We start from the raw sequence: 25336 nt of genomic DNA on the forward strand, positions 1-25336 counted from the left end.
GAAGCAGGGAAAAAGCGTATTCCCACAATGCTTTGACCCTTCATGACTGCAACGCTCCCCCACGGCAACGCCCCCTCACGGCAACGCCCCCTCGACCCCAGTCTCCGGCAGCGGCCGCACGATGGTTCCATTGGGGGGTGCTTCGGGATTCGCTTCAACAGTGCTATCGGCAGGAGTCCCATCCACCGGAGCCTCTGCAAAGATGGCATCGAGGGCCTGCTGGAGCGTTTCCGCCATAACGATGCGGTTTCCATAGGCGACGATGACCCTTGTGAGGGTGGGCAGACGGTTTTGCTCCGCCTGGAGGTACAGCGGCTCGACATAGAGCAACGAGTCCTCCACGGGGATCACTAGCAGATTACCCTGGATCGCCTGCGAACCCTGCCGATTCCACAGCGAAATCTGCTGAGAAATCAGCGGATCTTGGTTAATGCGGGCTTCGATTTGCTCTGGGCCAAAGATCAGTCGCTGCTTGGGGAAGCGATAGAGCAGCACTTTGCCATAATTTTCACCATCGGAGCGAGCCGCCAGCCAGCCAATCAGGTTTGTGCGCTGGGACGGCGTGAAGAGGCGCAGCAGAACAAATTCTTCCGCATCGGCGATGGGCAGTTTGGTAATCAGGTAATAGGGCGCAACAATTTGCGACTCGTTAGCATAAATTTCATTCGGTTCGCGCCATTCGTCTTCGCGGTTGTAGAAGATTTGCGGATCAGTCATGTGGTAGGTCATGAGCTGATTCGACTGCACCTGATAGTAGTCCTGCGGATAGCGAATGTGACTGCGGAGAGCCGGGGGCATGGAATCGAACGGGCGGAACATCTGGGGCAGCAGACGGCTCCAGGACTGGATCATCGGGTCGCTGGGGTCAGCGATGTAGAAGGTGACGCTGCCGTTGTAGGCATCGACGACAATCTTGACGGAGTTGCGAATGTAGTTGAAATCGTTGTTGCGCGGGTCGGAATAGGGGTAACGATCGCTCGTCGTGTAGGCATCAATAATCCAGTACAGCGAACTGGGCGGCGAGTCGGCATTGCTAATCTTTTCATCTAGTTCAACTGCGACCGGGTAGGGGTCATGGTCAAACCGCAGGAAGGGGGCGATCGCCTGCACCCGCTTGACGATATTGCGGCGATAGAGCAACTGCGATTCGCCCGTCAACTGGTCGCTAAACAGCATTCGCCAGTCGTTGAGATGCCGCGCAAACAGCAGCCGCCGCCAGTAAGACCCGATGGGGATGCCGCCACTGCCGCTGTAGGTGTTGTAAACGTTTTCGCCGCCGCTGGGATAGTCCAACTCCAGGGCGCGAGTGCGCGTCAGCACGAAGTTATTGGTCAGTTCACCAAAATAAATGCGGGGATTGTCGGTGGGCAGCAAGTCTAAAATCCGCGGGTCATTAACAATCTGCTCCACGCCCTCGATAAAGTAAACAGGAAGTCCACCCTCGTCGGCGGTGTTCACTGGGCTGACCGTAAAGCCATAGCCGTGGGTGTAAATGAGGTGCTGGTTCACCCAGGTTTGGGCATCGGCGGGCACGCCGCTATAGTCCAGTTCGCGGGCCGCGATTAGAACTTGCCGTAGGCCAATCGTGCCCTGAGTGGTCGGAAGCTGGTAGCGGTCGAGGTCGGCATCGGGAAATTCGTAGTAGGGGCGGATGCGCTGAAGCTGGCGGTTCGTCTCTAGCAGCGGGCGCGAGTCCCACAGGCGAATGTTGTCGATGGTGAGGTTGTTAGCTTGCAGATCCTCCAGTGTTAGGTTCGTCTGGGGGTCAAAGATATCGTCCTGAATGACCTGTAGGTTAAACGCATCTCGCGTGAGGGCGATGGTGCGCTGAATGTAAGGCGTTTCCAGCGCCAGTTCGTTGGGCTGCACAACGAAGCTTTGCACCACAAAGGGAATCAGCGTCGTGGCGATCGCCGCCACAGCCAGATGCAGCATCGGCCCCCAAAACAGCGGCGGCACTCGACGCGGCAGCAGGGCCACGGTTTCCTCTGCCCCCGGCCCAGGGCGCAGCGGCAAATCAACCGCAGCCCCCGACCACTGGGCATATTCTGCAATTCGCTCTTCGCGCGATCGCCAGCCCCGGAGCGATAGAGCAGAATCCTCCGGAGCCGATGGGACGCGACTGCGAGACTGCGAAGCGGACGGGGGTAACCCTGGTGTCGCTGCGGTTCGAGAAACAAAGCCCCGATTCGGCAGACTGGCCGCCGCCCCCCGCAGCGGAGTAGCCGACACCGCCGGAACCGCCCGCCAGCGATGAGAGGCGATCGCCTGCCACAGCAAAATCACCCCCAACACCAGCGCCGCCACCGCCAAAATGCTGTGAATCGGCAGCCGCACATGGACATTGGTAAACCCAGCCCCGTAGGCCACGCCGCTGGTGGAATACAGCAGCCCGTAGCGATTGAGCCAGTGGGCCAGGGCGATCGCCAGCATCAGCACCCCACCCAGCCCACAGAGATGACGCAACTGCGGCAGCGACCAGCCCAAAAATTTCCCCTCGCTGAGGCTGTCGCCCGCCAGCAAATAGACCAGCACCACCGACAGCAGCCCCAGCAGCGTCAGCCCCATCGCCCAATAGGACAGCAACTCCAGCGCAGGCAGCCGAAACACATAAAAGCCAATATCTTGACCAAACAGCGGATCGGCTCGGTCAAAGGGCGTGGGCGAAGCGGCCAGCAGCAGTTTGGCCCAATATTCCGACAGCACCAGCCCAAAACCCAGACTGGTAAGCAGCGCCCAGCCCCACAGCAGCACTCGCGGATACACCAGCAGCCCCACCGCTAGCCCCAGAATAATCAGCGCCAACCACGGCTGCTGGAGGCTCTGGACGAGCAGTTGCCCCAGCGTTTCGGCTCGAAATCGTACGGGGACTTGAGCAGCAGGTGTATAGACGCTGAGGGCCGGCCGCCAGTGGCTAATCGCCACGCCCGCGTGATAGGCCAGCGCCGCACTCATCCACAGGCTGATGCCCGACACCAGCATCGCCAGTGGACGCAGCCGCAGCCCCCCAAACCGGGGAATCGGGGTCAGGTTCAGGTGTGGGTCAGAATGTCGATGGGCGATCGCCAAATTTCCCCACAGAAACACCAGGCTCAGCCCAAACCCCAGCAGCCCCAGCCCTCCCTGCACACCCAGCCGCAGCCAAAACACCCGCAGATGCTCCACCTGCTGAAACCACAGCCCCTCTGCAACCAGCAGCCGCAGCAAATCGAGCAGCAGCAAACTTCCCACCACGGCTAGCGGGATGGCATAACGGCGCGGGAGTCGAAGCCAGCGGGGGAGGGGCATGGGAAAGAAGCGGGAGAACCGAGAGAGGGCAGTGAAGGATCAAGGGTCAGAAGACGCGACCAGAATCCTGGGGTGGAATCCTAGTCTTGAACTAATCCTCATGCTGCCAGTCGAGGAGTTGTCGCCATTCGCGGACGGCAAAGGGAGGAATCGTTAATTCGAGCGATCGCCCCTCTTCTAACGGTAGCGCCAACCGCAGGGGCATGTCGGTTTGCAAGCGTAACATTGTGTCTCGAAAATCGTACTCGCCGACATTTCCTGCCAAATCATCATTCAGGCGAGACGTGCCAAAGACATCGGGAGCAGTCCACTGTTCGCTGCGCCCGGTGGAAATGCTGAGCGGCTGGGCATGGGCCAGGTAGGCCGCCCCCGGATAGCCCACCAGCCGCAGCCGAAAATCCACAACCTGTCCATCGCGCACCCGCTTAAACAGCACCGCCTGCCACGCATGATCCGACTCGTCTCGCAGCGTTTGGAGCGATCGCACCATCACCTGCCCCCCACCCTCCGGATAGGGATGAATCAGGGCGATCGCAGGCAACGCCCACCCCAACCACAGCACTACGCCGCACAACAGAACCAGACCCCAGCGCCCCAGCCGTCGAATTTCCATAAGCCAACCTTGCATGATGCTCTGGTTCTTATATAGCAGGGAGCCGGAGATTCCGGGGGGATTGATGCCGCCGTTCGTGCATTCTCCCATCAACGGAATCTCGATTTTAGATTTCAGATTTTCGCTCTTCGTTCTTCGTTCTTCCTTCTTCGTTCTTCCTTCTTCGTTCTTCCTTCTTCGTTCTTCGTTCTTCGCTCTTCCTTCTTCCCTTTTCCACCAACCCCCTCCCCTCCCTCAGCCTTCCAAATACCGTTCCCACATCTGCTCGTAGGCGCGTTCCATGTCGCGGGTAAACTGGCGGGCATTCCACAGCGGCGAGGTTTGGCGCGATCGCCGCAATTTGGTTTGAATCTCTTCGCGCAATTTCGCATCCCTGCCCAGTCGCACACCCCATTCCACATACTCTTCTGGCGTATGGGCGATGCCTTCGGTAATGCCCGCGTTCATCATCATGCCGTAGCTGTTGCGGCTGGCAAACTGTTTACCCACCTGCGTCACCATTGGAATGCCCATCCACAGGGTTTCCATCGTGGTCGTTGCGCCGTTGTAGGGGAACGTGTCAAGTACCACATCGGCGATCGCCAGATTGGCCCGGTGGTCTAGCTCTGTCTTGTCGCGGCTGAGGAAACGGAGGCGATCGCCCGCCACGCCCTCTTCTTCCGCAATCTGTAAAAACAGCGATCGCACCGACTCCGAATCCCCTGCCCCCTTAATTAAAAAGTAGCTATTGGGAACCTCACGCAAAATCTGCATCTGCCGCCGCACCGTTTCGGGATGGCGCTTGTAGGCAATCTGGGCGCTCAGGTAAATAACGGCATCGCTGGGAATGCCCAAATCGTCGCGCCGCAGCGTCGGCACACCCACCTCAAACCCATCCACCGCCAAATATGTCTGCGGCAAACGCCAGATGGTCTCGGCATAGTATTCGTCGGCATCGTCAGGCACGACGTAGGAATCGGCAATAAAGTAATCCACCGCCGGTAGACCCGACGCATCCATCCCCAGCCACGTCACCTGCACGGGCGCAGGCTTCAGCGCCAGCACGCCCATGTTCAAATCAGACGTAATGCTATCCAAATCAACCAGGATGTCGATTTCATCTTCACGAATAGTCTTGGCAATGCCCAGAATGTCGCCTTCGATGGCGTAAGCGCTGTCGGCTTTGCTGGCAAACCATTCGCGCCCAAAGGCCCCTGGTTCGATTTGCTGATTAAACAAAACGTGTATGTCAAAGCGGTCGTGGTCATGATGATGCAGCAGCCAGCGGCTCAGCCAGCCGACCGAGTGTGCCCGCATACAGCGCGAGATGTATCCTACTCGCAGCTTTTTGCGCTCGACGCTCCGCACCAGCGGCGCTTGCGGATACGGGATGTAAAGATCGCTTTTCTGCTTAACAGATGCCGTGAGATCGTCTTGATAGAGCTTGGCCACTCGATTTTGCAGCGATCGCGTCTCTCTGGGCGAATCGCTAACATACGGGTAAAAGTACATCGACGCAGTTAGGATCGAAGCGTCCAAGAGCTGATCGTCTTTAAACTCGTACTCAGCGAGAAAGGTTTCTGAAAGCGCCGTGATGTCTTGCAGCGTCGCCGTCACCCGTTCCCACTGTCCGCCGCGAATCATCAGCCCCCGCAGCAGCATGGCAGTCCCCATCCAGCGCTGTAGTGTTGTTTGAGTGCCTGCCAAAAACCGCTCCGCAAAGTCGATTCCTTTGTCGTATTGCTCACTGTCCTGGTAATAGGCGCTCAGCCGCAGCAGCGTGGCGGAATGATAGGGGTCAATTTGATGGCACAGTTCCGCATAGGGAATGGCGCGACTGTAGTTGATGATTTTGGAAGAAATGTTGTAGGCTGCCGCCAGCAGCGGATCGATCCAGTCGGCTGGCTGCTCCACTCGTGGAATAAATGCCTGCACCAAGGCAATCACAGCATTTTCGTAGGGAATGGTTTCCAGCAGTTGCTTGACGAGGGTAGACAGATGCTCCATCTCTGCGGCGGTGGGCTGCTCTGTCCGGAGCCACTCAATCAGTCCCAGTTCTTCGAGATTCTCTGCCTGAAACTGCTTTAGCTCTAGCTCAAGTTCCACCAGATGCAGCGCATTTTGCCAGTCTGCTGGATTGACTTCCCGCAGGTGGCGGCGAATCAGCCAGGCCGCTTGCGCCTGTCCTTTGCGCTGCTGGCGCAGGGCCTCGGTGTGCAGGAGGTTTGATAGCTCTGTCGTCCAAGGCTCAAGCTGGTCTGGCGCTGCCTCAGACATCATCATTGTCCAAAGCAGTTGCGCTTCTTCTTCCTGCTTTTGCAACAGCCGCACCAAGCCCAAATGCCAGACTGCCGAGGGAATTGCAGCGTTTTCCTCGATCAGTTGCTCCAGCGCAACAGCGGCTGCGTCATAGCGCTCAGCCCGAACCAGGGCGATCGCCTCTTGCAGCCTGGGATCGACAGGGGCGGCGCTATCAGACACAGGCTCGGAACTCAAAGTCAGCTCTGTCATAGGAATCGGGGGTATCTTGCAAGGAAAAAAGCTGGGGCAGATGCGAACTTGCAGGGATTTAGAGAGCGATCGCAATGTTGACTCTCTGTTCGATTAGGTTACCCAATCCCCCCGCGAAAATCGAAACGCTGGCGCACTCTGACGCACTCTAAAACAAACGCACTCTAAAACAAAAGGCTGTCAGGAGATTCTCCCAACAGCCTTCTATACAAGAAAAGAGAACGTAGCACCAGTTGCAAGTTGAGAGAAAAACAGCGCTAAGGCTGACTCCTCTCCATCGCAGTCCGGCTTACATCCAAGTCCTACGGGCAGACGGTACCTGCGATCGTGGGGACGCTACCAATGCCGCCTTCGCACAGCAGCGCCAGGGTGGTGGCGCTACCATCGTTTGCGGTCGCAACCCACACCTTGCCAGCGTAGCCCTTCAGCGTTGCGGTCGGGGTAGCGGTGGTGGTTGCCACAGCAGCAGCGCCCGAACCTGAGGCGCTAGAGGCGTAGGTGTAGTTCTTGGTGTTGCTGATGCCCAGTTCCAGGTTGCTCAGCGCACCAAAGGTGTTCTTCTCCAGGAAGTAGGCTTGCTGACCCCGGTTGATAGAACCAACGTAGGTTTGAGCCTCAGACTGGCGAGCCTTGTTGGCTTGGTTCAGGAAGGAGGGCAGCGCGATGGCAGACAGGATACCGATGATGATGATCACCACCAGCAGTTCAATCAGCGTGAAGCCTTCTTCGCCCTTTTTCTTGTCGATCAGGTGCTGCAAAAACTTTGCTTTCAGTTCAGTCTTCATAGGGTAGAGTCTCCTTGAGGTTGCGGGATACTGGGTTTCTAACTCCTAGCGTTAATTTGCCCAGCTTGCGTCAGTTTCATATCAGGGGTCTCAAAAATTTTCTGGGATTTTCCGAAGGGCTGAAAGCCTTGCAGTGTCAGGAATCTAACTCAGTGAGTACGTATAAAAACGCATCGAGTCGGTTCAACAAATTTTGTACCCTAGCAAATGCCGTGTTCTCACTGAGTGGCTCCAGCGTTGCCCAGTCTGTGGGCTGGATCTGTTGCCAGCGCTGGGCTAGAGCTGCGACGGTCTGAGGGCCGTCCCAGAGGGGCAGCAGGCAGGCCGTTTCTAGGGCCGTCAGCGAGACGGTTCCCATTGCGGGCAGGTCGATGTAGCGGGTTAGCTCGAAGGGTTGGCCGGTTTCAATCTGGGCGATCGCCGCTTCTCGGATCGGCGCAGCCCGCAACACCGGATGCAGATGCACCCTTGCCTCCTGCCATGCTTCATCGTCCCAGGCATCGACAGGACTCCCCGGTGGGTCCGCATCCGCCCGCACACACCAAAAATCCATCAGGCGATTGACCGGATGTAGCAGTTCATACATGCGTAATTGCGCTGGCGGATCGGCGGCCATCAGGCTCATGCCCCATAGCGCGGGCAGGTCGTCGCCGTCCTTAAACAGATCGGGCACTTGCCAGTGTCGCCAGTTCACCATGCTGAGAAATTCCAGATTAGCCGCGCCCAGCAGGTCAAACACGTCAGGAATCGTGAAGCCTTTGTCGCCCACCAGCAGATGATTCGCCAAAATGCTGCCGTCGCTTTCGGGCCGTTCATATTCAGGCTTCCAGGCGTGCTGCTTTAGCACTACATCTGGCTTTAGGGCTTTCATCGTGTTGATCACCACCTGCACGGCTTCGCTCTGGGAGGTTTCCGGCTTCATCAGCCCGATCGCCCGAAAGAGTTCCTGCGCTCGATAAAACGCATGGCGCTGGAGGGCACTGTGCAGATTGACCCGCAGGATGCCGTCGGGCTTGAGAACGCTGGTCATCGCCTGTAATGCTGCCAGTGGATCGGGCACCAGATACAGCGTCTCATCGCAGTTGATGTAGTCAAAGTGCATCCCCAGGCTGGGCAAGTCTTCGATCAGCAGCGTATAGAACTCGGTGTTGGGAATTTGGTGATAGTCGAGCCGCTGCCGCGCCAGCTTGACCGACGCTTCCGACAGGTCAACGCCGATGATCGTGGCACCGGGATTGGCGATCGCCAGCAGATGCGCCTTATAGCCTGTCCCACAGCCCGCGTCCAGGATCACCTTGCCTACGGTATCCGCTGCCCGCCGATAGCGCAGATAGTAGGGCGTGACCATGCTATGCACAAACTGCATGTCATAGTCCGCCAGGGGTGACTGGTCGAGCGGAATCCGGGGATAGGGCGCGTTGTCGAACTGGGCGCGGAGTTGGTCGAGGGTAGAAGAGGACATTGGGGTCATGGGGGAACGGGATAATCGCTCAGATGATTCAGATGCGTAAAGGGGGCGTTGATGCTGTTTGTTGATGCTGTTTGTTGATGCTGTTTGTTGATGTCGTGGCATCACACCATTGCGCTAAAGCTCAACCAGGACAAACAAACACCGCTCCAGCCGCTTGATCAGTTCAACCGCTTGCCCCAGGGCGGCATCCGGGGTCATCGGTTCCAGGCTGGGCAGTTGGACGGGGTGGAAGCGCTGATACTGATGGGCGATCGCCGCGATGGAGTGCGGCCCGTCCCACAGCGGCAGCAGCGAAAGTGCCTGACTGCTGCTCAGCACCACGGGCGTTGGCGAAACCTGGCTGAGGTGGCGACTTATTTCAAACGGCTGAGAAGCCTGACACGCCGCCAATAGTGCCTGACGCACTCGCTCGGTGCGGAGTTGGGGATGCAGGTGCAGGGTCGCCCGCTGCCAGTCGCTCAGCGCCCAGTTTTGCACTGTCCGGTCTGGGCGCGAGTCGGGCGGTTCCGCTTCGGTGGCAACGCCACACCAGGCATCCAGCAGGCGATGCACCGGATTCAGCAGTTCGTAGAAATAAAGCTGGTCTTCGATCGAGCAATTGGGCACCAGTTGGTCCCACGGCTCCGGCAGCGCATGGGGATTTTGGAACAGGTCGCGCAAATCCCAATGCAGCCAGTTCACCATGCTGATCAGTTCTAGGTCTGCCGACTTTAGCAACCCGAACAGATCAGGAATGGTATAGCCCTTATCGCCCAGCAGCAGATGATCGACCAGCACACCCTCTGGCTGCTGATCGTAAATCGGATGCCAGGTGGTCGTTTTCAGGACGACGTGATCCTGGAGGGCGTTCATGGTTTCATGCACCAGCCCGACTTCTAGCTCCTCTGGGTTGCCCTCCATCAACCCCAGCATCCGGAACAAATCCTGCGCTTGGTAATAGCGGCGACGCTGATAAGCGCTGTGCAGATTCACCCGCAAGAGGCCGTCCGGCTTGAGGACCGAGCGCATCGCCTGCAACCCCGCCAGCGGATTGGGCAGCAGGTACAGCACTTCGTCACAGTTGATGTAGTCGAACTGCATTCCCAGTTGCGGCAATTCCTCGATCAGACCGGCGTAGCATTCCACTTGGTCAAACCCGTGGTAAGCCAGCCGCTGGCGGGTTAGCTCCACCGACTTTTCCGACAAGTCCATGCCGACAATCTTTGCGCCCGGATTGGCCTCCGCCAGCATCAGGCACTTATAGCCACTGCCGCAGCCCGCGTCCAAAATCAACCGATCTTGTGGGTCGATGACGCGACCTTCGCGGCGGTAATATGCCGTTATCAGGCTGTGTTTGAACAGAGAATTTGGATCGTCCTTGGGCGACTGCTCCAGCGGCACGCGGGGATAGGGCGCGTGGTCAAATTGCTGGCGGATTTTGTCCAGGGCTTCGGGGGGGAGCATGGGTGGGAAGAGGGAAGAGGGAAGAGGGAAGAGGGAAAAACGAAGAAGGAAGAACGAAGAACGAAGAGGGAAATAGGAAGGATTGTGGAATTTGCGATTGCGTCTTCTGTATGAGTATGCCCATCTGCGGGACAGAGTTACCTGGGCAGCGTGACCCACGCGGGCGATCGCCCTTTTATCCCAAAATCACCCAACGTCTATCAATCTGACTCCTGATCAGCCAACCGCTCTTCTCGCAGCGCCCGCAAAATCGGAATCTTGCGGTATTGATCGGGCTGGACGGCGGCCCAGTCGATTCCGGCGGGTTTGGGGAAGGTGTGGTGAGTGGCGATCGCCCCGTCTGGCGTGATCACCCAGTCCAGCGGCCAGTCGTGGGGTTCCACAGGCAGTTGGTCTGAGGCGACCCGTTGCAGCGGGTGGATCGTGGTAATGATTTGCGTGTCGGGCTTCAGCAGGTTGAACTGTTGCAGCAGGGCGAGTTCCAGGTCGGCGAAGCCTGCGCCTTTGCCTGTGCGCCCGCCTGCGTCCGTGGCGGCGACGCTGCCCACGACGACCAGATCAATCGGCTGCATCTCGTCAAAGCTGACCAGGCGGCCGTGGATGAGCGCCTGACGCATGGCGGCCACCTGCTTGAACGGAATGCCCTGCCGTTGCAGCGTGGCAGGGTCGAGTTCCACAAAGCACTGACGGCGGGTGAGGCGCGGCACGGCCATATAGAGTCGCTTGCCGTCTTGCAGCGCCCGCAGCCGCACGGGGGCTTGCGGTCGGTCGGGGTTGCACTTGACGACCTGCGCCTGCTGCCAGATGGGTAGGGCAGCAAGCTGCTCGGCGGCGGCTTCAGCTCCGGCAAAGTGGGGGATATGGCCCACTGGGTCGCGGAGGGCTGCGCCGCTGTCTTTCAGGCTTTGCCAGACCGAGTTCCGCAGTTGGGCTTTGGCGGGATGGCGATCGCCCCATTCCACCACAGGCGGGTGGGCATTTGGATCGGCGGGCGGGCCCGTCATCCGTTCAGCCCTAAGGTGATGATGATCTGGATGCCGGAGCCATCAATCTGGTCACGCAGGGCCTTCATGGTTTTGAGGGTGACGGGTTCCACCCAGTCGGGCGCGATTTCCGCCAGGGGCCACAGCACGAAGGCGCGATCGCGCATCCGGGGATGGGGCAGTTGCAGGGTGGGTGTGTTGACCATGCGGTTGCCGTAGAGCAGCAGATCGAGATCCAGCAGCCGGGGCCCCCAGCGCTCTCGCCGCACTCGCCCAAACTGGCGCTCAATTTCGAGCAGCACGCCCAGCAGCGTGTCTGGCGGCAGCAGCGTATAGACCAGCACGCAGGCATTGATGTAGTCTGGCTGGGGCGGGCCGACGGGGGCAGTTTTGTATAGGTGCGATCGCTCGATGAGCTGCACACCGGGAACGCGGGCGATCGCCTCAATGGCCGACTCGACAATCGCGATCGAATCACCCAGGTTGCTGCCAAGGGCGATCGCCGCCCGCACCGCATTCGGCAGCTCAAATTCATCAATCATGGAAAATTATGGAAAGTAATCAGGAGAATCACCAAGTGGGGTCCACGTAGAGGTTGATGGTGAGCCGGGGCGACCCGGCGGGAACGGCACTAATGCAAGCACACACCGACTCGTCGCCATTCACCTCCACTTCGCAAGCATGACAGGACCCCATCAAACAGCCTGTGGGAATCATCACACCCGCCCGTTCCGCCACTTCCAGCAGCGGCTCGCCGGGGTCTGCCTGCACCGTCACATTGTCGGGCAAAAAGTGAATTTCTACACTCATTTCTAAATCATGTCTAAACTCATGGGCGACGCGAACCAGCTATGCAAAGATCAGCCGTCCAAATAAGATCAGCCATCCAAATAAGACGACAGCGCCGATAAATCCAGGTAAGACTCAAAGGCATCAGCCAGAGAGTCTAGCATAGACTCCCGCTGCTCTCGATAGTTGGAGACCCCCGTCGGCAGCGACTTGAGGCCGCGCTGCTGCCGCAGTCGGTTCAGCCAGGCCCGCCGCCACGCGCCATTGTCGAAAATACCGTGCAGATAAGTGCCCCAGAGCGACTGGGTAGAGTCCACCACGCCCAAATTGCGATCGTCAAACAGCGGCTTGAACACAGGCCCATCCGGCTCTTGGTCGGCATCGGCTAGATGGGTGCGTCCCTGGTGAATTTCATAGCCCAGCACCGGCAGCCCCACCTGCGGAAAATTAGACGTGACCTGTCGCTGCCGCGCTACCTTTTGCCCTGTAATTACCGTCTTAATCGGCAGCAGACCCAGCCCCTTATAGCGACCTTCCTGACCTTCCACGCCCTCCGGATCGGCTAGCATCGTGCCCATCATTTGATAGCCGCCGCAAATGCCCAACACCGTTCCGCCCGCAGCGGCGTATTTCTGAATCGCCTCGGCCAACCCAGTGCGCTGGAGGGCAATCAGGTCGGGAATGGTCGTTTTAGAACCTGGCAGGATGACGGCATCGGGATAGCCCAGGGAATCCTTTAGCCCGATATATTTCACGGAAACGGTAGGTTCCGCCTCTAGCGGGTCAAAATCGGTAAAGTTTGAAATGCGCGGCAGGCGAATCACGGCGACCGTCACTTCGTTGCCGCCGCTCTGTTGCCCCCGATCAAACAGCGAGAGCGAGTCTTCTGCCGGAAAGGAATGCTCCATCCAGGGAATCACCCCCAGAACCGGGATGCCCGTCCGCTCCTCTAGCCAGGTGAGTCCAGGGTCGAGCAGCGCCTTTTGTCCACGAAACTTGTTAATGATGATGCCTTTCACCAGGGCACGCTCCTCTGGCTCCATCAATTCCAGCGTGCCGACAATCTGGGCAAACACGCCGCCCCGCTCAATATCGGCAATCAGCAGGGTCGGCGCGTTGAGGTGGGTGGCAACGCGCATATTGGTCAGGTCACGCTCTTTCAGGTTCACCTCGACCGGGCTGCCTGCCCCCTCACACACGACCAGGTCGAATTCTTCGCTCAGCCGCGCCAGAGATTCTTCGATCGCCTGCCAGCCTGGCTCGAAATATTCGGCGTAATAGTCAGCCGCACTGACGCGCCCGACAGGCCGTCCCTTCAGCACTACCTGCGAAGTCATATCGCCCTGGGGCTTGAGCAAGATGGGGTTCATCTCCACGCGGGGCGCAACACCCGCTGCCCAGGCTTGCACTGCTTGAGCATGACCAATTTCTCCACCCGTAGCGGTGACGTAGGCATTGAGCGCCATGTTTTGCCCTTTGAAGGGGGAAACTCGCCAGCCCCGGCGACTCAGGATGCGGCACAGGGCCGCCGTCAGCATAGACTTTCCGACATGAGACGCAGTTCCCACCACCATGATGGCTTTCATCCAAGACCTCCGAAAGAGCGTAGGCGAGCAGGGGCGATGTGCATGAGCTAGGTGCGAAGCAGAGTACGGGCGCAGGAATAGATGGTTTCGAGATGTTTTGACTCGCTGTTTTGATTTACAGCCTATGAAGCAAGAAACCCTGAAAGACTGGCGGAAATCTTTCAGAGCGCAGATGAGCTACTGAAGCCAGGCAGGTGGACGAAACCGGCGAGATAGCCAGTTAGCGAGGCGATCGCCCAGGGTTGGTGCGGGAATCCGGTTGCGCTCGACCCACTGGTCTACCAGAATGCGGCCCAGCGGCGTGAGCCGAAAGCTATCGGTGAGTCCCTGTCCATCGACCTCGCGCCGCAGGACACCCACATCGATGAGCCAGAGCAGCGCATCTTCCGCAGCCAGTTCCGCCAGCGGGCGGCGAGTGTAGCGCTGCTGCACACCCGATGATCCGGCGATCGCCCTCAGCGACACTCCCTCCTGGCGCATCGTGGCGAACAGCGGCAGCAAAAAGGGGGAACAGGCGACTGCCCGGCGGGCCCGCTTAAGCGTAGACAGCGGATACCTTGGAGCCGATTGATCGGGGGTCGCAGCGCGGTCGGGGGGCTGAATCGCAGTCATAGGCGCAAAAAAGGCTGGACGCAAAAAAGGCAGGGGCGAAACGCAGAGCAAGAGAACACGAGGCAGACTGACAGAGGCTGGAAGACAGAGATTGGAAGACAGAGATTGGAAGACGGAGATTGGAAGACAGTGCGGCACTCTGCGTGAAATGACGGGCAGGCAATGACGGGCGTGAAATCTACGAGTCTACGACTCAGGCAGGATGATGGGCTAGCAAAACCCAGAGCGTCCTACCAGAACCAGGCTCGAACGTGGCTTTTGCAAACAACGCTTTGTTTATTCTAGGGCCGATAGAAAGGACGGGGCGATCGCACGACGGTCTGACTTCCAGGATGCCCCAATTTGCCCTGAAAGCAACAGAAAAACAGGACTGGCAAGTTTGGAGGGTTTCGCCCCTGTAGCCCAAAAGAAGCCGATTCACCCAATTCATCAGTCCTGCCAATCTTAAGTCAACTGCAAGCGTTCAAGCCCAGTATCAAGAGACATAGACAAAAGGGTTGACGGATTTAGTACATAAATACTATTTTGAGCTACCATGAGGGGTATACAGAAACAAGTACTTAGGTACTAACTTGGATCACCTTTAATTTTAGTGCATTTGATTTAGCGCATGATTTAGCGCATCTGAGCAAGCGCTCCGGGTCAACGGAGCAAGACCTGAGCAAATCGTCCCGCTCACTGCTCTGCGCTGTCCCAGGTTCTCAGACTGTCAGCACGCTTCAGGAGTTGAACGCATGAAGGAATCCCCCGCCGCCCAACCCACATCCATGCCCGCCAGCCAGGTCGAGATTCGCGCAATTCAGGAGCGGCTCCAGGCCATTCGGGCTGGACAAGTCGCTGTCTCGTCGTCCCCTGCCTCCCGCATGGTGGAAATGTTTCCTGCCCAGAGCGCAGCTACAGGACGGATGAGCGCGAATCGCGAAGCGATCCCTACGGGAATCACCCCTCCAGAACGCCCTCTAGAGCGCAGTCGTGCTGGTGTTGCGGCGCAAAATCGCCCCACGGATGCCGACGTGACTGCGGCCGTCCGCACAGCCGTCGCCGAAGCCCAGCAAGCCGCCGAATTGCAGCAGGCTGCCGAGTCGCTGCGGGCCATGTCAGCAGCGCTGACCTCAACCTTTGTGCCGTCGGCCCCGTCTGGTGTGCCGTCTGCGTCGTTTGCGGCGGTTGCTGCACCAGTTGCCGCTGCATCGCCCAAAACCCCGGTCGCCACTGCATCGGGGCGCAAGTCTCATCCTGAAGCGCCGACCCGTCCTGAGTTCCCGGCGGCGGAAGTAATGCGCCTGCTAGAAGTGAAGGCAGACGAAATCAACCAGCTTTCTGCCGCCCAGGAAGCCGCCATGCTGGAGCTAAAGGCGATCGCCCAAAAGCTAGAACGCGACTGGAAAGCCCTGGACACCCAGCAGCACATCTTTGCAGGCGAATCGAGTGATCTGCCTGCCCTCTGCGAATACCTGGACACTGAGGTTCCCCTTGTGCAGCGAGATGAAAGAGGCGCATTTGTGGTTACCAAGCGTCCGGTTGACCTATTCCAGGCAGAGCGCGATGCCGAATGGATGGCCCAAAGTCTGCGGCATCGAGGCGATGGGCACAGCAGCGGGTCGGTTGGTCGGGGACGGCGACATCGCTCCACGGGGCTTGCGTCAGCGCCCTCCTCGTCGGCGATCGCAATCGCACTGACGACGGCTCAGCGGGCGCTGCGGGGCTTGATGGCGCTGGTCAACCAGGTGCTATTGCCCGGCGATCGCCAGCGGACGGCCCGCTCGATGCAGCGGCAAAGCACCCCTGCCACAGCAGGGCGGCCCCCCATGACGGAAGCACCCTCGATGCAGACCTCTGCGGTGCTGCTGATTGGCGCGGCGATCGCCCGTATCGGCGCAGACTGGCTGCTGGCGATGAATGCGGGCTTCTGGCTCCCCGTCGCGCTGCTGATTGTCGCTCCGGCGGCCCTGGCAATCTATCGCACAACCGTCGCCCCCCACACCAGCATCACTTGGGGCTATCGGATTTTCCTCATCTTCCTGGGGCTGTTGATCGGAGGGCGCGTGCTATGACCTCAGTTTTACTTGGAGCGATATGGCTCCTGATTGTCTTCAGCGGCCTGGTGATGGTTGGGGAGGGCGGCAACGATGAAGCGCCGTGATCTAGAGCGTCATAATCTGGAGCATTACCCTCTAGAGCGTCACGGTCTGGATCGACCCACGCTCAACCCGGTGCTGGTCGGCGGCATGGTGATTGCGATGGCGGGGCTGCTGGTAGATTTGCGCGGCATGGTGTCGCCGGTTGCCTCCGGCAGCCATCACGAAGCCTGCCAGGGCACGGTCAATCAGCAGGTCGCCCTCTCCCGCGAACAGCTTGCCCAGTTGCTCACAGTGCCCGAACGCGACAGCCGCGATCGCATTACGCAAATTGCAGGCGCTCCCTATTGCCAATTGCAAAACATTCAGGTGAGGGCGGGCGTGGCCGCCGAGCGCCAGGTCTATCCGCTCGCTTTTGACCCGCAGACTCGCCTCGTCATTCTCTACGAGGGCAACGAGTATGCTGGGTATCGCTTTAGCTTCCAATAAGCCTCCCGTTAAGCCCCCCTTCCAGAGGTGCTGGCGCAACGCCTGGACAAGCCTGATGGCGATCGCCCTGCTGGGGACTGCCTGCTCCCAAGCCCCTCGCCCAGTGCGAACCGTGCCGATTCAGCAAAGCTGGGAATTGCAGCTTGGCAGCACCGTCGGCAAACACCGCATCGCGGGCGGGCTAGGCGACATCTCCATCGAGATGAAGGGCGATCGCGTCTATATTCCCTTCGACGGCGAGGTGCAGTCCAATGACATACCGGGCTGCTATATCTACTCCACGCCCGACGTGCCTGCCTACCTGTTTCGCCTCTGCGGCCTCAAGTCTGGCAAAACTGGGCGAGTCCGCAGCGGCGACACCCTTGGCTCCGCCGACTATCTCCACTTCGCCGCCCTCCGCCGCCAGCCCGACGGCACCTGGGCCCTAGTGGAACCCTCCAAGGAAATGCTGGAGCGGATGATCAGTAGATAGCGATAAATAGCGGGATAGCGGGCAGGGGCAAAACCCCTGGGATTCCAACACTCAAAACAAGCCTGATTTTCCTTTTCCCCCCATGAACCGTACCCTCTTGCTGCTGGGCGCGGTGGCGATCGCCCTGGGTGACTCGACCGCCGCCCATGCCGATGACCTGGCGCTGAGTTTTGAGATGGCGGTGGTGCAGCCGTCATCGGTAGAGCCGTCTGCAAGCGCAACGCCAACGGCCATGCTGGAGCCTCCGCTGGATGTCCCCCTGCAAGTGCCCGCGAATGCGACCGAGCCGCCCATGCAAGAGGCTTCGCGGGCCAATCCAGAGTTGCCGCCCCCGCCGCCGACGGGTGGCTTCGAGGCAATTGCTCAGCCCTTTCCCCAGCCCTTTTCCCAGCCCTTTCTCCGACCTGCGAACCCTCGTCCATCTGCGGCTCCGGCTCTGGTGGCGACGAGTCAGCCCGCCTCTCCTGAAGAATCCCTGACCCTACCCATTGCGCCATCAGGGTCAAAATCCGTTGAGCTGCGGTTTGATGTGCCCGCTGGTCATCTGGCCCAGCAAAAAGCCGAAGAACCGCAGCCTTTCCCAGTCAATCAGGCAGTAAATCAAGCGATAAACGGTGCAGCGCGGCTACTCGGCCTTGCGCCGCCAGTTCCAAAGCCCGCCAACGGCGAACTGGAAGCCCTGTTTCACGGCGGCGCAGACTCGCTGGTGGCGAGGGTTGTGGGCAGCGCCGAAGGGACTCGCGCCGCCGACGGACAGCGCACCAAAGCCTACTACGGCCATACCGACCCCGGCAACGGCATGTGGAATCTGGGCAGCTTTTCCTATCAGCACGGCGCAAGCTCCCCAGAGGAGGCCGACGAACGCCAGCTTCGACGGCTGCAAAAACAGGCCGACCTGCTCCAGCGCAAGGCAGCCAGCCACGGCATTTCTCTCACTCTGGAGGAATTGCTAAACGGCATCGACCTGGCAAACCAGGCCCCCATGGCCGCGCTCGATCGGGGCGGCTATATCGACTGGCTAGCTGAAGCGCGGCGGCGGGGAATGCAGGGCGAATCGGCAATTCTGTGGGCCCGCACCCGCGCCTTCATCGACCCCGATACGCAGCAGTGGAATGCGCCTGGACTGGGCAACACCGCCGACAGCATTTCCCGCGACCAGGATCGCCGCATGAGAGCGATCGCCCGCGCCCACGAACACTACCGCACCCAAACGAGCCAGCCCGTTGCCCTCAATCCACCCACGCCGCCGCCCGCTGCCCCAGCCACTAACTCATCTGTGGGTGGCGATTTGCCCAGCCCTCCCAGTCCCTCCCTCGGCCAGGCCCCACCGACTGAGAAATCGCCTGAAACATCGACTGAGAAATCGGGCGTTCTCGACTCGCTGTTCAGCATTAACCTGCCAGAATTCGCCTTTTAGCAAGTTTTAGAAGGGCTAACTCGTGGGGCGATCGCCCGTTAGATTGGGAACTTGCCGGAATTCGCCTCTTAGCAAATTTCGCAAATTTCAGAAGGGGCAGACCTGGGCTGAACCCTAGCCTAAGCTGGGCTGACCCGCCTTTTCATCGCCCCAAGCTTCGCTTCGTCGCAAGGCCGCCTCCACCGCCATCTGCTGGTCGCGCCGGGTGATCCAGCGGTGATAGGTGCGCGTGTGAACGGCGACGGAGTGGCCCATCATGCGAGCAGCGACGGTATCGGGTAGCCCCACATGGATAGTTCGCACGGCCCAGGCGTGGCGCAGGTCGTAGGGCGAAAAGGGCAGGTTATAGCGGCGAAACTGGGTGGCGACCTGCTGCCCAATGCGTTGGAGCGTCGTCTGGCGGAGATCGGTGGTGATTGGCGGCAGCATCACCTCGCGCAGGCTGAACCGATCCACCCACTCGACTGGAAACGGCCAGACCTGGTGCGCTCCAGTTTTCGTGGTGTCTTGCACCTCGATCACACCGCTGGGGTCGCCCTGCCGCAGCGCATCATAGTCGCAAAAAAACACCTCGTGGTTTCGCAAGCCGTAGGTCGCCATGATGCCAAACACAAAGCGCCAAGCCGGGTTGGGGATTTGCTCGTAGGCGGCGAGGATATCGGCTTCGGTGGGCAATTGGCGCAGTTGGGTTTTGCTGTTGCCGTAGTTGCCCCAGTAAGTCTTTAGGTCGATGGGTAGCTCGACATGCAGGAAGTCTGCCAGTGCGCCAAGGGCAGTGCAGCAGATTTGGCGGCTGCGGGTGTTGGGCTGGGTGGCTTGCACCGTGGCGTAGATGGCTTCGGCCAGGCTGAGGTTGGGGCGAGCTTGGGCGATCGCCTCTAGCTTCTTCAAATACGGCGCATAGGCCTTCTCCCACGTCGTCCGCACCGAAGCGGGATTTGCTGCGCCCTCTTGCCGCGTCCAAAACTCCTGCTGAAACGCCGCCAGCTTTTCTGACAAGTCCATCTGGCTCAGCCGTCCACCGCCCTTCACAGGCAGATAATTGTGCCAATCGAAGCAGTTTTGCAAAAGCTGGGCGGCGATAATTTTGGCTTCGGTTTCCGCTTGCTTCAGTCCATCATGGGTGGCGGGCAGGTTCAGGCTGATGCGCTGCTGGTGCGGATTCAGCCGATGGCTGCCTGGTCGCGGCGGCAGCGTCCCCCGCAGGCTCAGCTTTTCTCCCCGCCGCTCGATTTGTAGCCCCAGTCGTGCTGCCCTGAGGCGCTGGTTGGTTTGCAGGATGCGATCGTCGAGGCTGGGCATGGGAAAGTCAGAGAGGGGAGGATTTTTTGGATTTTGGGTTTTGGAGTTTTGGTTTTCGGCAGCCGGGTGCATTGCTGGTACGGCGGTTCCGAAATCGCCAAGCTAAAATCGCCAATCCAAAATCGCCAATCCAAAATCGGTTGGACGATTGGAGCATAAGCCGCTAAGTTTCTTATATACCGTGCAGATCCAAATTTGGATTTGCGGGGGACGCTGGTTACAGCTTCAGCGACAGCCTCAATAGACAGACTTGAGACAGACTTGTTACAAAGATTACGAAAGTTTAAGCTTTTGGGGTTCGGCGTAGTTGAGAAAGTCTCTCAGGTTGAATCGTTGTTAAAATCAGTAACAAATATTAAAGCCAAGGGAAGCCGTAGTCACTATGGGTCGTGTTGGGGTTTTGCTATTAAACCTGGGAGGGCCGGATCAGCTAGAGGATGTGCGCCCGTTCCTCTATAACCTGTTTTCCGACCCGGAAATTATTCGGCTGCCGTTTCCTTGGCTGCAAAAGCCATTGGCCTGGCTAATCGCCAACAGCCGCACCCGCAAGTCTCAGGAAAACTATCGCCAGATCGGCGGCGGTTCTCCCCTGCGGCGGATTACTGAGGAGCAAGGGCAAGCGCTACAAGCTGAGCTTCAGCAAAAAGGACAGGAGGCGCAGGTCTACATTGGGATGCGCTACTGGTATCCCTTTACGGAAGAGGCGATCGCCCGCATCAAGCGTGATGGGGTCGATCGGCTGGTGATCTTGCCGCTTTACCCGCAGTTTTCCATCAGCACCAGCGGTTCCTCCTTCCGCCTGCTAGAAAAAATTTGGTCAGAAGATCCCGCGCTGCAACGGATCGACCACACGGTAATCACCTCCTGGTACAAGCGCCCCGGCTACCTGCGGGCAATGGCGGATCTGATCGCTCAGCAGTTGGATCAGTTTGAGAATCCCGACGCGGTTCACATTTTCTTTAGCGCCCACGGCGTGCCGCTGAGCTATGTCGAAGAGGCGGGCGACCCCTACCAGCGCGAAATTGAGGAATGCACGGAGCTAATCCTGCGGACGCTGAATCGTCCCAATGCCCATACTTTGGCCTACCAAAGCCGCGTGGGCCCGGTGGAGTGGCTACGGCCCTACACCGAAGATGCGATCGCCGAACTGGCTGCCCAGGGCGTTCAGCATCTCCTGGTCGTGCCCATCAGCTTTGTGTCAGAGCATATCGAAACGCTGCAAGAGATTGATATTGAATACCGCGAGATTGCTGAAGAGGCTGGGATTCACAATTTCCAGCGAGTGCCTGCGCTCAACACCCATCCGGTCTTCATCAACGACCTGGCCGAGATGGTGGTGGATGCGCTGAATTCGCCCAACCTGACGCTGGATCAGATCGCCCGCCCCGCCGAAACCACCAAGATCTACCCGCCGGAGCGCTGGGAGTGGGGCATGACGACGGCGGCGGAGGTCTGGAACGGACGGCTGGCGATGCTGGGCTTCTTGGCGCTGCTGGTGGAGCTAATCAGCGGTCACGGCCCGCTGCACTCGCTGGGGCTGCTGTAGCTTGATCTGCTGTAGCTTGATAACGGCTGTGGCTTGAACAGAAACTGCACACCCACTGCACACCCTCAGAGAAGCGGAGGTTTGTCTATGGTCAACGCCCTGAGCCTAGTTTCCTCTCTGGGGCTGAGCCTCTGGATCATGGCTGCGCCAAGTGCTGCCTTGGCTCGGCGATCGCTCAGCATTGCAGAAGTTCACGTGGCTGAAGCCCGTGCCGAGGATCTGCTGCATCAGGGACAGCAAGCGGCAGATCGCGGCAATTTCCGAGAGGCGATCGCCGCTTTTACCCTGGCGCTCCAGCAAGATCCGACCTTCACGGCTGCTTATTTGCATCGTGGACAGGCGCACCACGATGTCGGCAACTTTGACCAGGCGATCGCCGATTTTGAGCAAGCCCTTCGGCTAGAGCCAGAAAACGTCAGAGCGATTTACAGTCGCGGTGAAGCCCAAATTGATGTCGGCAATCCGCAGGGCGCAATTACGGATTTGAGTCGGGCGATCGCGCTCGACCCGACCCATGCCCAGGCCTATGGCGATCGCGCTGTGGCTCATCTCATGTTGGGCAATCTCCAAAGCGCCCTGCAAGATTTTGACCAGACGATTGCGCTGAATGCCCAAAACCCAGACGCTTATTACAACCGAGGCAAAGTGCGGACGGCGCTGGGGGATCTGCAAGGAGCGCGGAGCGACTATGACCGGGCGATCGCGCTCAATCCCAACTTTGCAGAAGCCTACGGCAATCGCGGAATGCTGCGGTTTGAACAGGGCGATCGCCAAGCTGGACTGGAGGATCTGCAACGAGCGCTGAACCTCTTCCAGCAGCAGGGCAACCGCGAAGGCTATCACTTTACCCAAACGCTGATTCGCCAACTGGAAGCCGGGGAGTAGTCCCTGGATCTTTACATTTTTGTCCTCTCTGGGCTGTGCGAAAGTGGCGATGCAATCCTTTCTCTCTTCTCATGTTGACTTTGTTGACCTTATTGACCTTGCCACTGGCCCTGCGCCGACTCGCCTCGCACAGCAGATTCAGTTTGTTCTAGAAATCGACAAGCTGAAGGGTGTGCTGCGCCAGACCTTGCTGACCGATGCCTCGCGCCGTGAAAATAGCGCCGAACACTCCTGGCATCTGGCGCTGATGGCGATCGCCCTGGCAGAATACGCACCCGCCCCCATCGACCTGTCGCGGGTGGTGCAAATGCTGCTGCTGCACGACCTGGTAGAAATCGACGCAGGCGATACCTTTGCGTTTGACATCCAGGCCAATCAGGACAAAGCTGAGCGGGAACAAGCCGCCGCCGATCGCCTGTTTGGGCTGCTGCCGCCCGACTTGGGGCAACCCCTCCGCGCCTGCTGGGAAGAATTTGAGGCGGCGGAGACCGTGGATGCCCGGTTCGCCCACGCCCTCGATCGCTTCCAGCCGTTTTTGCACAATCTGCAAACCGAGGGCGGCACCTGGCGGCTGCATGGCATAACGTGCGATCGCGTCTTGGGGCGAATGCAGCCTGTGAAGCAGGGCGCTCCCGCACTCTGGCCGGTTGTGGAGGCTTTAATCCACCAGGCGGTTGCAGCAGGCTACTTGCTGCCAGACCCAGACACCACTCCTCACTCCGACAGATCGTACCCCGACGGATCGCATCCTGACGGATTGCATCCTGACTAATCGCCCCCCGACGGAGCGCACCCCGACTGATAAAGCGACATCACCTGCGACAGCGGCAAGCGAGACTGTACGCCCAGCGTCAGCGGCGAGGTGTGCCCGTGCTTCAGGTGGTCGGCAGCGGCGCAGGCAATCATGGCGGCGTTGTCGGTGCAAAATTTGAGCGGCGGAAACAGGACGCGCAGATTTTCGCGCTCGGCGGCCTCCTGGAGGCGGAACCGCAGGCCGCTGTTGGCCGCCACACCCCCGCCAACGGCGATCGCCCCCAGTCCATAATCTTTGGCGCAGGCGATCGCCCGTTTGGTGAGCGATCGCGCCACTGTGTCTTGAAAGCTGGCGGCCAGGTCAGCTACGGGCAGCGGTTTAGACGATTCCTGCAAACTTTGGGTCAGCCGCAGCATCGCCGTCTTTAGGCCGCTAAAGCTGGAATCGTAGGGATGATAGCCGCCCTCTGGCAGAGAAATTTTGCCGTCTGGCAGCGCAAACGCCATCGGATTGCCGTCTTTTGCCAAATGGTCGATCACGGGGCCGCCCGGATAGCCCAGCCCCATCAGCCGCGCTACCTTGTCAAAGGCTTCTCCGGCGGCATCGTCGCGGGTTTCGCCCAGCGTTTCATACTGGCCGCAACCTTTGACGTAAATCAGACTCGTGTGCCCACCCGACACCAGCAGACAGAGAAACGGCGGCTCTAGCTCTGGTTCGCTGAGATAGGAAGCGTAGATATGGCCTTCCAGATGATGCACACCGAGAAATGGCTTATGGTGCAGCATGGCCAGCGTTTTAGCAGCCGTCAGCCCCACCAGCAGCGCCCCCACTAGCCCCGGCGCACAGGTCGCCGCCACGCCGTCAATCTCTGCCCAGCCCAGCCCGCTATCGGTCAACGCCTGGGCGATCGCCCAGTTCATTGCCTCTAAGTGATGCCGCGAGGCCACCTCCGGCACCACGCCGCCATACTGCTGGTGAACCTGGATTTGCGACGACACCACATTGCTTAACAGGTGGCGATCGCGCACCACCGCCACAGCCGTTTCATCACAACTTGTCTCTAACGCTAAAACCGTTGGCATCTCAAGCTTGGTTCCTAACTCGAATACTCAACTTCCCGCCCAACCCCAAATGTAGAGTTCTTTGAACTTTTGTAGCGCCTGTACCCGCTTCAAGCTAATATCAAAAGTCGTCAAGAGCTAATCCTATCAAGGCTTCTGGCAATTGCCAGCGATTTTCCTTGAGCGCTTGTCAATTTTCTAAAAGCTTAACGTGGTCACGCTTCGCTTGCGGAGTATGATCGCTCCAAAGCGTGAATGCTGTTCTAAAAGCATCTTAATTGTTTGTAATAAGTCGTTGCATTTTGTAACAAGGGAAGCAATTCCATGCGCAAGTTGTTTGCTCAGCTATTTGCCCTCGTATTGGCGGTTTCCTTGTGGGGAGGGTTTGCAGCCCCCGCCTCCGCCTATAACCTGACTCCCTGCGCCGATTCGCCAGCGTTTCAGGCGCGTGCTGCTAAGGCTGTCACTGCCCAAGCCAAAGCCCGATTCCAGTCCTATTCCTCCGTCCTGTGCGGCGAAGACGGCCTGCCCCATCTGATCGTAGACGGCAGCCTCTCCCATGCGGGCGAGTTTCTCATTCCTAGCATTTTGTTCCTCTATATTGCCGGGTGGATTGGCTGGGTCGGTCGCGCCTACGTGATTTCGGTGCGTGGCGACAAAGAGCCTGAAATGGCTGAAATCATCATCGACGTGCCCCGCGCGGTGAAATTCATGACGACCGGGCTGCTGTGGCCGCTGGCTGCGGTGCAGGAGTTTACAACGGGTAAGCTAACTGCCCCCGACAACGAAATCACGGTGTCCCCTCGCTAGGCGCTCACGCCTTGGTGCGGCCCGCGCATTTCGCGTTTTTGCAGGATTTCAACCAGGTTTTCAACGGTCTCTCAAGCTAACGTCTCTCACGTTTCGGAGCATTGTTCATGCAGTATTTCTTGAAGTACCTCTCGACAGCCCCCGTGCTGGCAACGATCTGGATGTTCATCACGGCTGGCATTCTGATTGAGTTCAACCGCTTCTTCCCGGATCTGCTGTTCCACCCCTAGTGCGGATCTTGAGTAGAGGCCTGTGGCGCTCGATCGTTCCAGGCCTTGCTTTTGACCCGTTTGCTACTGCGGCTCGTGCGATCGCACAAAGGCTAAACTGCCCAAGATCACCCGCAGGGAAACCAACGTTCAGACCGCTTTCTGCTGAGGAAGCGGTCTTCGTTTTTATCTCTTGCGGTAAAATCTGCATTACATCCCTGCCAATCGGCTGCGTTGCTTTGATGAGTCGTAT

Annotated in this window: 22 protein-coding genes; 9 read left to right on the plus strand and 13 right to left on the minus strand. The window is 59.0% G+C overall.

The window, feature by feature from the left end; all coding sequences use genetic code 11:
* Nucleotides 1–75 precede the first annotated feature (75 nt).
* The 11 genes from HNI00_RS01145 to HNI00_RS01195 form a co-directional block, all read right to left on the minus strand.
* Entirely contained in the window at nucleotides 76–3288 is a 3213-nt protein-coding gene (locus HNI00_RS01145; protein WP_316789947.1) for a UPF0182 family protein, read from the minus strand.
* A gap of 91 nt (nucleotides 3289–3379) precedes the next feature.
* Nucleotides 3380–3916, minus strand: coding sequence for a DUF3122 domain-containing protein (locus HNI00_RS01150; RefSeq protein WP_316789949.1), 537 nt, complete (start codon nucleotides 3914–3916; stop codon nucleotides 3380–3382).
* A 219-nt stretch (nucleotides 3917–4135) separates the two neighbouring features.
* Nucleotides 4136–6391: an O-linked N-acetylglucosamine transferase, SPINDLY family protein gene (locus HNI00_RS01155; RefSeq protein WP_316789951.1), complete on the minus strand. Its 2256-nt coding sequence runs from the start codon at nucleotides 6389–6391 to the stop codon at nucleotides 4136–4138.
* Nucleotides 6392–6693: 302 nt separating this feature from the next.
* Nucleotides 6694–7176: a type IV pilin-like G/H family protein gene (locus HNI00_RS01160; protein ID WP_316789953.1), complete on the minus strand. Its 483-nt coding sequence runs from the start codon at nucleotides 7174–7176 to the stop codon at nucleotides 6694–6696.
* Between the two features lie 136 nt (nucleotides 7177–7312).
* A complete protein-coding gene (locus tag HNI00_RS01165) occupies nucleotides 7313–8638 on the minus strand; it encodes a class I SAM-dependent methyltransferase (RefSeq protein ID WP_316789955.1) in 1326 nt (441 codons plus the stop codon).
* 123 nt (nucleotides 8639–8761) lie between these two features.
* Nucleotides 8762–10090: a class I SAM-dependent methyltransferase gene (locus tag HNI00_RS01170; RefSeq protein WP_316789957.1), complete on the minus strand. Its 1329-nt coding sequence runs from the start codon at nucleotides 10088–10090 to the stop codon at nucleotides 8762–8764.
* 200 nt (nucleotides 10091–10290) lie between these two features.
* Nucleotides 10291–11094, minus strand: coding sequence for a 5-formyltetrahydrofolate cyclo-ligase (locus HNI00_RS01175; RefSeq protein ID WP_316789959.1), 804 nt, complete (start codon nucleotides 11092–11094; stop codon nucleotides 10291–10293).
* The gene (gene folK / locus HNI00_RS01180; RefSeq protein ID WP_297078192.1) at nucleotides 11091–11615 is read right to left on the minus strand and encodes a 2-amino-4-hydroxy-6-hydroxymethyldihydropteridine diphosphokinase; all 525 of its coding nucleotides are present in this window, start codon (nucleotides 11613–11615) and stop codon (nucleotides 11091–11093) included. Before folK ends, HNI00_RS01175 begins: the two co-directional genes overlap by 4 nt.
* A gap of 28 nt (nucleotides 11616–11643) precedes the next feature.
* Nucleotides 11644–11883: a 2Fe-2S iron-sulfur cluster-binding protein gene (locus HNI00_RS01185; protein WP_316789961.1), complete on the minus strand. Its 240-nt coding sequence runs from the start codon at nucleotides 11881–11883 to the stop codon at nucleotides 11644–11646.
* A gap of 68 nt (nucleotides 11884–11951) precedes the next feature.
* On the minus strand, nucleotides 11952–13448 hold the full coding sequence (gene cobQ, locus HNI00_RS01190) for a cobyric acid synthase CobQ (protein ID WP_316789964.1): 1497 nt from the start codon (nucleotides 13446–13448) through the stop codon (nucleotides 11952–11954).
* A gap of 177 nt (nucleotides 13449–13625) precedes the next feature.
* Nucleotides 13626–14060 (minus strand): Npun_F0494 family protein, encoded by a 435-nt coding sequence (locus HNI00_RS01195; protein WP_316789965.1) that lies wholly within the window; start codon nucleotides 14058–14060, stop codon nucleotides 13626–13628.
* Nucleotides 14061–14794: 734 nt separating this feature from the next.
* On the opposite strand from HNI00_RS01195, the gene HNI00_RS01200 reads away from it, so the two are divergent.
* The 4 genes from HNI00_RS01200 to HNI00_RS01215 all read left to right on the plus strand — a co-directional run bounded on the left by HNI00_RS01200 (nucleotide 14795) and on the right by HNI00_RS01215 (nucleotide 18516).
* Nucleotides 14795–16114, plus strand: coding sequence for a hypothetical protein (locus tag HNI00_RS01200; protein ID WP_316789967.1), 1320 nt, complete (start codon nucleotides 14795–14797; stop codon nucleotides 16112–16114).
* Between the two features lie 75 nt (nucleotides 16115–16189).
* Nucleotides 16190–16627, plus strand: coding sequence for a hypothetical protein (locus HNI00_RS01205; protein WP_316789969.1), 438 nt, complete (start codon nucleotides 16190–16192; stop codon nucleotides 16625–16627).
* Nucleotides 16599–17099, plus strand: a complete 501-nt coding sequence (locus tag HNI00_RS01210; protein WP_316789971.1) for a hypothetical protein — start codon at nucleotides 16599–16601, stop codon at nucleotides 17097–17099. The genes HNI00_RS01205 and HNI00_RS01210 overlap by 29 nt, the downstream gene beginning before the upstream one ends.
* 82 nt (nucleotides 17100–17181) lie before the next feature.
* On the plus strand, nucleotides 17182–18516 hold the full coding sequence (locus HNI00_RS01215) for a hypothetical protein (protein WP_316789974.1): 1335 nt from the start codon (nucleotides 17182–17184) through the stop codon (nucleotides 18514–18516).
* A 114-nt stretch (nucleotides 18517–18630) separates the two neighbouring features.
* Here the strand turns inward: HNI00_RS01215 and HNI00_RS01220 are convergent, their stop codons facing one another.
* Nucleotides 18631–19818, minus strand: coding sequence for a site-specific integrase (locus HNI00_RS01220; RefSeq protein ID WP_316789975.1), 1188 nt, complete (start codon nucleotides 19816–19818; stop codon nucleotides 18631–18633).
* Between the two features lie 382 nt (nucleotides 19819–20200).
* Between HNI00_RS01220 and hemH the strand changes: the two genes are divergently transcribed.
* The 3 genes from hemH to HNI00_RS01235 all read left to right on the plus strand — a co-directional run bounded on the left by hemH (nucleotide 20201) and on the right by HNI00_RS01235 (nucleotide 23021).
* The gene (gene hemH, locus HNI00_RS01225) at nucleotides 20201–21364 is read left to right on the plus strand and encodes a ferrochelatase (protein ID WP_277773229.1); all 1164 of its coding nucleotides are present in this window, start codon (nucleotides 20201–20203) and stop codon (nucleotides 21362–21364) included.
* A gap of 87 nt (nucleotides 21365–21451) precedes the next feature.
* Nucleotides 21452–22249, plus strand: a complete 798-nt coding sequence (locus HNI00_RS01230) for a tetratricopeptide repeat protein (protein WP_316789980.1) — start codon at nucleotides 21452–21454, stop codon at nucleotides 22247–22249.
* A 49-nt stretch (nucleotides 22250–22298) separates the two neighbouring features.
* Complete coding sequence (locus HNI00_RS01235; RefSeq protein ID WP_316789983.1) at nucleotides 22299–23021, plus strand: HD domain-containing protein; 723 nt, start codon at nucleotides 22299–22301, stop codon at nucleotides 23019–23021.
* Here HNI00_RS01235 and tsaD read toward each other — a convergent pair.
* A complete protein-coding gene (tsaD, locus tag HNI00_RS01240) occupies nucleotides 23018–24085 on the minus strand; it encodes a tRNA (adenosine(37)-N6)-threonylcarbamoyltransferase complex transferase subunit TsaD (RefSeq protein ID WP_316789985.1) in 1068 nt (355 codons plus the stop codon). The two genes, HNI00_RS01235 and tsaD, sit on opposite strands and share 4 nt — an antisense overlap.
* A 303-nt stretch (nucleotides 24086–24388) precedes the next feature.
* On the opposite strand from tsaD, the gene HNI00_RS01245 reads away from it, so the two are divergent.
* A complete protein-coding gene (locus tag HNI00_RS01245; protein ID WP_068509541.1) occupies nucleotides 24389–24874 on the plus strand; it encodes a Photosystem I reaction center subunit III in 486 nt (161 codons plus the stop codon).
* Nucleotides 24875–24981: 107 nt separating this feature from the next.
* Nucleotides 24982–25104 (plus strand): photosystem I reaction center subunit IX, encoded by a 123-nt coding sequence (gene psaJ, locus HNI00_RS01250; RefSeq protein ID WP_068509544.1) that lies wholly within the window; start codon nucleotides 24982–24984, stop codon nucleotides 25102–25104.
* The last annotated feature ends 232 nt before the right edge of the window (nucleotides 25105–25336 follow it).

Source organism: Thermoleptolyngbya oregonensis NK1-22 (genome assembly GCF_032705245.1).
Classification (GTDB): Bacteria; Cyanobacteriota; Cyanobacteriia; order Elainellales; family Elainellaceae; genus Thermoleptolyngbya; species Thermoleptolyngbya sichuanensis.

What these genes read in the sequence shown, in the direction of transcription:
- tsaD (WP_316789985.1), bottom strand. Translation starts at nt 24,085, where the DNA reads ATGCCAACGGTTTTAGCGTTAGAGACAAGTTGTGATGAAACGGCTGTG.
- HNI00_RS01150 (WP_316789949.1), bottom strand. Translation starts at nt 3,916, where the DNA reads ATGCAAGGTTGGCTTATGGAAATTCGACGGCTGGGGCGCTGGGGTCTG.
- HNI00_RS01185 (WP_316789961.1), bottom strand. Translation starts at nt 11,883, where the DNA reads ATGAGTGTAGAAATTCACTTTTTGCCCGACAATGTGACGGTGCAGGCA.
- HNI00_RS01200 (WP_316789967.1), top strand. Translation starts at nt 14,795, where the DNA reads ATGAAGGAATCCCCCGCCGCCCAACCCACATCCATGCCCGCCAGCCAG.
- HNI00_RS01175 (WP_316789959.1), bottom strand. Translation starts at nt 11,094, where the DNA reads ATGACGGGCCCGCCCGCCGATCCAAATGCCCACCCGCCTGTGGTGGAA.
- cobQ (WP_316789964.1), bottom strand. Translation starts at nt 13,448, where the DNA reads ATGAAAGCCATCATGGTGGTGGGAACTGCGTCTCATGTCGGAAAGTCT.
- HNI00_RS01160 (WP_316789953.1), bottom strand. Translation starts at nt 7,176, where the DNA reads ATGAAGACTGAACTGAAAGCAAAGTTTTTGCAGCACCTGATCGACAAG.
- HNI00_RS01235 (WP_316789983.1), top strand. Translation starts at nt 22,299, where the DNA reads ATGCAATCCTTTCTCTCTTCTCATGTTGACTTTGTTGACCTTATTGAC.
- HNI00_RS01155 (WP_316789951.1), bottom strand. Translation starts at nt 6,391, where the DNA reads ATGACAGAGCTGACTTTGAGTTCCGAGCCTGTGTCTGATAGCGCCGCC.
- HNI00_RS01205 (WP_316789969.1), top strand. Translation starts at nt 16,190, where the DNA reads ATGAAGCGCCGTGATCTAGAGCGTCATAATCTGGAGCATTACCCTCTA.
- HNI00_RS01245 (WP_068509541.1), top strand. Translation starts at nt 24,389, where the DNA reads ATGCGCAAGTTGTTTGCTCAGCTATTTGCCCTCGTATTGGCGGTTTCC.
- psaJ (WP_068509544.1), top strand. Translation starts at nt 24,982, where the DNA reads ATGCAGTATTTCTTGAAGTACCTCTCGACAGCCCCCGTGCTGGCAACG.
- hemH (WP_277773229.1), top strand. Translation starts at nt 20,201, where the DNA reads ATGGGTCGTGTTGGGGTTTTGCTATTAAACCTGGGAGGGCCGGATCAG.
- HNI00_RS01165 (WP_316789955.1), bottom strand. Translation starts at nt 8,638, where the DNA reads ATGTCCTCTTCTACCCTCGACCAACTCCGCGCCCAGTTCGACAACGCG.
- HNI00_RS01145 (WP_316789947.1), bottom strand. Translation starts at nt 3,288, where the DNA reads ATGCCCCTCCCCCGCTGGCTTCGACTCCCGCGCCGTTATGCCATCCCG.
- HNI00_RS01170 (WP_316789957.1), bottom strand. Translation starts at nt 10,090, where the DNA reads ATGCTCCCCCCCGAAGCCCTGGACAAAATCCGCCAGCAATTTGACCAC.
- HNI00_RS01195 (WP_316789965.1), bottom strand. Translation starts at nt 14,060, where the DNA reads ATGACTGCGATTCAGCCCCCCGACCGCGCTGCGACCCCCGATCAATCG.
- HNI00_RS01220 (WP_316789975.1), bottom strand. Translation starts at nt 19,818, where the DNA reads ATGCCCAGCCTCGACGATCGCATCCTGCAAACCAACCAGCGCCTCAGG.
- HNI00_RS01215 (WP_316789974.1), top strand. Translation starts at nt 17,182, where the DNA reads ATGAACCGTACCCTCTTGCTGCTGGGCGCGGTGGCGATCGCCCTGGGT.
- folK (WP_297078192.1), bottom strand. Translation starts at nt 11,615, where the DNA reads ATGATTGATGAATTTGAGCTGCCGAATGCGGTGCGGGCGGCGATCGCC.
- HNI00_RS01210 (WP_316789971.1), top strand. Translation starts at nt 16,599, where the DNA reads ATGCTGGGTATCGCTTTAGCTTCCAATAAGCCTCCCGTTAAGCCCCCC.
- HNI00_RS01230 (WP_316789980.1), top strand. Translation starts at nt 21,452, where the DNA reads ATGGTCAACGCCCTGAGCCTAGTTTCCTCTCTGGGGCTGAGCCTCTGG.